Here is a 6,572-nt window from a genome sequence, read left to right as displayed (position 1 = left end):
CCCACGCCACCCCCACCCTCCGCACAGGCCGACCCGAACCCCGCACACTCCTCACCGCCGTGGCGGCGGCCTTCGTGCGGGGCGTGGACGTCGACTGGGCCGCGGTGTACGGGCCGTCGGGCGGGCGCCGCGTCACCCTGCCCACGTACGCCTTCCAGCGGCGGCGGCACTGGTTCGACGCGGCCACCCGCAAGGAAGCTGCCCCGGTCACCGCCGGTGTCCGGGACGAGGCGGTGGCCGCCGCTCCGCGCGGGGCGCTCGGCGAGCGGCTGGCCGGGCTCTTCGGTGAGGAACGCCGGCGTGCCGTGGCCGAGTTGGTCACCGGGCACATCAGGGCCGTCCTGGAGTACGGCGACGACGAGCGTCTGGAGCTGCGCACGCCGTTCCAGGAGCTCGGCTTCAGCTCGATGATGACGACCGAGCTGCGCGCGGCGCTCGCCCGTGCGACCGGTCTCGACCTGCCGACGGGCCTGCTGTTCGACCGTCCGACGCCGCAGGCGCTGATCGAGTTCGTCGAGGCGGAGCTGCTGGGTGCGGCCGGCACCGCCGACGAGTTCGTGCGGCCCGTGGACGCGGACGAGCCGATCGCCATCGTCGGCATGGCCTGCCGCTACCCCGGTGGTGTGGCGTCCCCGGCGGACCTGTGGCGGGTGGTCGCCGAGGGCGTCGACGCGATCTCGGAGTTCCCGGCGGACCGCGGCTGGGACGAGGACCTGTACGACCCCGACCCGGACCGACCGGGCAAGAGCGCGGTGCGCCACGGCGGGTTCCTGCACGACGCGGGCCGGTTCGACGCGGCCTTCTTCGGCATCTCCCCGCGTGAGGCGCTGGCGATGGACCCGCAGCAGCGGCTGCTCCTGGAGACCGCCTGGGAGGCGGTCGAGCGGGCCGGGATCGACCCGGAGTCGCTGCGCGGCACGCGCACGGGGGTCTTCGTGGGCGCCACCGCCCTGGAGTACGGGCCCCGCATGTACGAGGCGCAGGAGAACGTCCGGGGCAGCGTCCTCACCGGCAGCACCGCCAGTGTGATGTCGGGCCGCATCGCCTACCAGCTGGGCCTGCTGGGTCCGGCGGTCACCGCGGACACGGCCTGCTCGTCGTCGCTGGTGGCGCTGCACCTGGCGATCCGTTCGCTGCGTGCGGGCGAGACGAACATGGCGCTGGCGGGCGGCGCGACGGTGATGTCCTCGCCGGGCATGTTCGTGGAGTTCTCGCGGCAGCGGGGCCTCGCCGCGGACGGGCGCTGCAAGTCGTTCGCGGCGGCCGCCGACGGCACCGGCTGGGCCGAGGGCGTCGGTCTGCTGCTGGTCGAGCGGCTGTCGGACGCGCGCCGCAACGGCCACCGCGTCCTCGCGGTCGTCCGGGGCTCCGCCGTCAACCAGGACGGCGCGTCCAACGGCCTGACCGCGCCCAACGGCCTGTCCCAGCAGCGGGTCATCCGCCAGGCGCTCGCCGACGCGGGCCTGACCACGGCGGACGTGGACGCCGTCGAGGCGCACGGCACCGGCACCCGGCTCGGCGACCCGATCGAGGCCGAGGCGCTGATGGCGACCTACGGCACCGGCCGCGAAGGCGGCGCTCCGCTGTTCCTGGGCTCCCTGAAGTCCAACATCGGCCACGCCCAGGCGGCAGCCGGGGTCGGCGGCGTCATCAAGATGGTGGAGGCGATGCGGCACGGCGTGCTGCCCCGGACGCTGCACGTCGACGAGCCGTCGCCGCACGTCGACTGGGGCCGCGGCGCGGTGGAGCTGCTGACCGAGGCCCGTCCGTGGGAGGGGTCGGGGCGGCCGCGGCGCGCCGCGGTGTCGTCGTTCGGGATCAGCGGCACCAACGCCCATGTGGTCCTGGAAGAGGCGCCCGAGGAGGCCACCGCGCCCGCCGGGGAGCCGGTCGGGCTCGCCGCCCCGGCACTGCCGGCGCCGTGGCTGCTGTCGGCGCGTGACTCCGCCGCGCTGCGCGCCCAGGCCGAGCGGCTGCGGGCGTACGCGGCGGCCGGGGGCGCGCCCGGCGACGCGGCCGTGGGGCGGGCGCTGGCCACCACGCGGACGGCGTTCGAGCAGCGGGCGGCCGTGGTCGCCGCCGACCGTACCGGGTACCTGGCCGGTCTGGAGGCGCTGGCCCGCGGGGAGCAGGCACCCGGTGTGGTGACGGGCAGCGCCGCGCATGCGAGCCGTACCGCGTTCCTGTTCACCGGGCAGGGCGCCCAGCGGGCCGGCATGGGACGGGAGCTGTACGGCTCCCACCCGGTGTTCGCGGCGGCGCTGGACGAGGTGTTCGCCGCGTTCGCGCCGCACCTGGAACGGCCGCTGCGCGAGGTCGTGTTCGCCGACCCGGACGGCCCGGACGCGGCGCTCGTCGACGAGACGACGTACACGCAGCCCGCGCTGTTCGCGGTCGAGGTGGCGCTGTTCCGGCTGCTGGAGCACCACGGCGTGACGCCGGACCTGCTGGCCGGGCACTCGATCGGTGAGCTGGCCGCCGCGCACGTGGCGGGCGTGCTGTCCCTGGACGACGCGGCGAAGCTGGTCGCCGCCCGGGGCCGGCTGATGCAGTCGGCCCGCGCGGGCGGTGCCATGATCGCCGTGCAGGGCGAGGAGGCGGAGATCGCCGCCTCGCTGGCCGGGCACGAGGACGCGGTGGCGATCGCCGCGGTCAACGGCCCTTCGTCGGTGGTGATCTCCGGGGACGCGGAGACGGCCGAGCGCATCGCCGGCGAGTGGCGCGAGCGCGGTCGCAGGACGAAGCGGCTGACGGTCTCGCACGCCTTCCACTCCCCCCACATGGACGACATCCTCGACGCGTTCCGCGAGGTCGCGTCGGAGGTCACGTTCGCCGCGCCCCGCATCCCGATCGTGTCCACGGTGACCGGGGTCAGGGCCACGGACGCCGAACTCACCTCGCCCGACTACTGGGCCGGGCAGATCCGGGCCACCGTGCGGTTCCTGGACGCGGTGCGCGAACTGGCCGCGCAGGGTGCGACCGTGTTCGTGGAGGCCGGCCCGGACGCCGTGCTGACGGCGCTCACCCGGGGGGCCCTGGAAGACGTCACCGCCGTGCCGTCGCTGCGTACCGGGCAGCCGGAGGGCGCGACGCTCGTCGAGGGGCTGGCCCGGGCGTACGCGGCGGGAGCACCGCTGGACGGTGCCGCCTTCTTCACGGCCGGCACCGACGGCCCCGCGCCGGCCGAGCTGCCCACGTACCCCTTCCAGCGGCAGCACTACTGGCTGGCGCCCACCTCGCCGGCCGACGCGCGCAGCCTCGGGCTCGACCCGGCCGGGCATCCGCTGCTGTCCACCACCCTGGACCTGGCGGACCGCGAGGACGCGGTGTTCACCAGCCGTCTGTCGCTGCGCGGCCACCCCTGGCTGGCGGACCACACCGTCGGCGGGGCCGTGCTGGTGCCGGCGACCGCGTTCCTGGAGCTGGCCGCCGCGGCCGGCGACCACCTGGGCGTACCGCGCGTGGAGGAGCTGACGCTCCAGGCCCCGCTGCCGCTGGCGGAGCGGGCCGCGGTCCGCGTGCAGGTGACGGTCGGAGCCGCGGACGCCTCGGGGATACGGCCGTTCTCGGTGCACGCCCGCCCGGACACCGGTGACGCGGGCGCGCCGGAGGGCGACGACCCGGCCCGCGGCTGGACACGGCACGCGACCGGCGCGCTCGCCCCGGCCGTGGAGCCGGCGGGCGAGGCCGGCCGGTGGGCGGTGTGGCCGCCGCAGGGCGCCACGCCGGAGCCCCTGGACGGCGTGTACGAGCGGCTGGCGGAGCTGGGCTACGGGTACGGGCCGGCGTTCCAGGGCCTGCGGGCGCTGTGGCGCGCCGGCGACGACCTGTACGCCGAGATACGCCTGCCGGAGGAGCACACGGAGGCCGCCGCGCGGTTCGGGGTGCACCCGGCGCTGTTCGACGCGGCGCTGCACCCGCTGGTGCTGGACGCGGCCGGCGAGGGCGACGGGGACCGGATCAGGCTGCCGTTCGCGTGGTCCGGGATCGACGTACGGGCCACGGGCGCGGCGGAGTTGCGGCTGCGCATCTCGCCGCTCGGCGCGGACACGTACCGGCTGAGCATGGCGGACTCCACCGGCGCTCCGGTCGCCGAGGTCGAGTCGCTGGTGCTGAGGCCGATCGACCGGGAGGGCCTGGTGTCCGCCGCGGCCGGCCCGGCGGACGACGCGCTGTTCACGGTGGAGTGGGCGCCGGTGGCGGCGCCCGGGGGCGACGGGCCGGCGTGGGAGCTCGTCGGCGACGACCTGGATCCGGCCGTCGGCGCGGACCTGGCGGTGGTGCGGGTGTCCGGTGCGGAGGGCACCCCGGCGGCGGCCCATGACACGACCGTGCGGGTCCTGGAGCTGGTGCGGCGGTGGCTGGCGGACGACCGGTTCGCCGACGCGCGGCTCGCCGTGGTCACCGCCGGCGCCGTCGCGGCGCTGCCCGGCGACGACGTCACGGACCTGGGCGCGGCCCCGGTGTGGGGTCTGCTGCGGTCTGTGCAGTCGGAGCACCCGGACCGTGTCCTGCTGGTCGACTCGGAGGCGGCGGACACGGCCGTGCCGGTCGCGGCGCTCGCGGCGGCGGTGGCGGGCGAGCCGCAGATCGCGGTGCGCGGCGGCGCCCTGTACGCGCCGCGACTGGCCCGCCCGGCGCGCGGCGCGCGGCCGGCGGAGCGCCGGGCGCTGGATCCGGAGGGCACGGTGCTCGTCACGGGCGGCACCGGCGGGCTGGGCGCGCTGTTCGCCCGGCACCTGGTCACCGCGTACGGGGTGCGGCACCTGCTGCTGAGCAGCCGGCGCGGTCCGGACACGCCGGGCGCCGGGGAGCTGGTCGCCGAACTGTCCGCGCTGGGCGCCGAGGTGACGGTGGCCGCCGCGGACGCCGCGGACCGTGCGGCGGTGGAGCGGCTGCTCGACGCGGTGGACGCACGGCATCCGCTGACCGCCGTGGTGCACACGGCCGGTGTGCTGGCCGACGCGACCGTGGAGTCGCTGACGGCGGACCGCGTGGCGGCCGTGCTGCGGCCGAAGGTGGACGCGGCCTGGCACCTGCACGAGCTGACGCGGGACCGGGACCTGTCGGCGTTCGTGCTGTTCTCGTCCGTGTCCGGGCTGACCGGCACCGCCGGGCAGGGCAACTACGCGGCCGCCAACACCTTCCTGGACGCCCTGGCCGCCCACCGGCGCGCCCTGGGCCTGCCGGCCACGGCGCTGGCCTGGGGGCTGTGGGACGGCAGCCACGGCATGGGCGCGTCCCTCACGGACGCGGACCTGGCCCGCTGGGCCCGGGCCGGCATGACCCCGCTCACCCCCGAGCGGGGCCTGGCCCTGTTCGACGCGGCGCTGGCGGGTGACGAGCCGCTGCTCGTGCCGGTGGCGCTGAACCCGGCCCGGGCCGCGGGCGGCACGGAGGCCGTGCCCGCCCTGTACCGGGGCCTGGTGCGCACCCGGGTCCGCCGGTCCGCGGCGCGGCCGGCGGAGGCCGCGGGCGGTGGCACGGACTGGGGCCGGCAGATGGCCGCGCTGCCCGAGGACAAGCGCCGCGAGGCCGTGCTCGCCCTGGTGCGGGCCACGGTCGCCGGGGTGCTGGGCCACGCGGGCGCGTCGGCGGTCGAGGCGGACCGGGCGTTCAACGACCTCGGTTTCGACTCGATGGCCGGCGTGGACCTGCGCAACCGGCTCGCGGCGGCGACGGGGCTGCGGCTGCCCGCGACGGCCGTGTTCGACCACCCGACGCCGCTCGCGCTGGCCACGTACCTGCTCACCCGGGTGTCCGCCGGGAAGGCGCCGGCCGCCGTGGCGGCGGCGCGGCCGCGGGGCACGTCGGACGAGCCGATCGCCGTCATCGGCATGGCGTGCCGCTACCCGGGCGGGGTGCTGTCGCCGGAGGACCTGTGGCGGCTGGTCGCCGAAGGGACCGACGCGATCAGCGGGTTCCCGACGAACCGCGGCTGGGACCTGGACGCCCTGTACGACCCGGACCCGGAGCGCACGGGGACGTCGTACGTCCGCGAGGGCGGGTTCCTGCACGACGCGGACCTGTTCGACCGGGAGTTCTTCGGGATCTCGCCGCGTGAGGCGACCGCGACGGACCCGCAGCAGCGGCTGCTGCTGGAGACGGCGTGGGAGACGTTCGAGAGCGCGGGCATCGACCCGGGCGTGCTGCGCGGCAGCAGGACCGGCGTGTTCACGGGCGCCATGTACGACGACTACGCGTCGCGGCTGGCGGCCGCGCCGGAGGAGTTCGAGGGCTTCCTGCTCGCCGGGAACCTGTCCAGCGTGATCTCGGGCCGGCTGTCGTACACGTACGGCCTGGAGGGCCCGGCGGTCACCGTCGACACGGCGTGCTCGTCGTCGCTGGTGGCCCTGCACATGGCGGCGGGCGCGCTGCGCTCGGGCGAGTGCGACCTCGCCCTGGCCGGCGGCGTGACCGTGATGAACGGGCCGAACACATTCGTGGAGTTCTCGCGGCAGCGCGGTCTGTCGGCGGACGGACGCTGCAAGTCGTTCGCGGCGTCGGCGGACGGCACGGGCTGGTCGGAGGGCGTCGGCCTGCTGCTGGTCGAGCGCCTGTCGGACGCCCGC

1 protein-coding gene is annotated in these 6,572 nt (G+C 76.9%); it reads left to right on the top strand.

Annotated features, from left to right (window positions below):
* Positions 1-6,572, top strand: a 6,572-nt coding sequence (locus tag H0H10_RS01635; protein WP_188178970.1) for a type I polyketide synthase, incomplete at both ends; no start/stop codon positions are given.

The sequence above is a fragment of the Streptomyces griseicoloratus genome, assembly GCF_014534645.1.
In the GTDB taxonomy this organism is placed as follows: domain Bacteria; phylum Actinomycetota; class Actinomycetes; order Streptomycetales; family Streptomycetaceae; genus Streptomyces; species Streptomyces griseicoloratus.
The sequence above is the reverse complement of the archived record's forward strand: the minus strand, read 5'-3'. Positions and strand labels throughout refer to the sequence as shown.